Here is a 398-nt window from a genome sequence, read left to right on the forward strand (position 1 = left end):
GATATATCAAAATCGGAGAGCATTTCAATGTATGTTCTATGAAGTAAATCATAATGTATTAAATCTTCGTAAGTCATTTTGTGAAATACATAGCTGTAATTAGATAAGTTTTCTCTAGTGTTGCCAAATTCATTATGTAATTTTTTAAAAACAACATATGAAGTGTAATCTTTAAAAATTCTTGGATATGGGTTTTGTTCTGTAGGTATTATATCTACAGTTTCAATAGCTTCAACTTTTTGTATTACTTCAGGTTTTTCATCTATTGGAATATCAAGGAATGATTTGTAAGTTAAAAAACTATTTACATCACAAACCCCTTGAACAAAGTCTTTTAAAGGCTTGTATTCATAACCTAAACTTTCAATAACACTTTCAAATTGATAACGCTCTAAATC

Annotated in this window: 1 protein-coding gene; it reads right to left on the bottom strand. The window is 27.1% G+C overall.

Translation table 11 applies throughout. From position 1 onward, the window contains the following. The coding region (locus IU405_RS00155; protein ID WP_197436651.1) for a hypothetical protein at positions 1-398 on the bottom strand (398 nt) is incomplete at both ends.

It is taken from the genome of Polaribacter sp. BAL334, assembly GCF_015767435.1.
Taxonomy (GTDB): Bacteria; Bacteroidota; Bacteroidia; order Flavobacteriales; family Flavobacteriaceae; genus Polaribacter.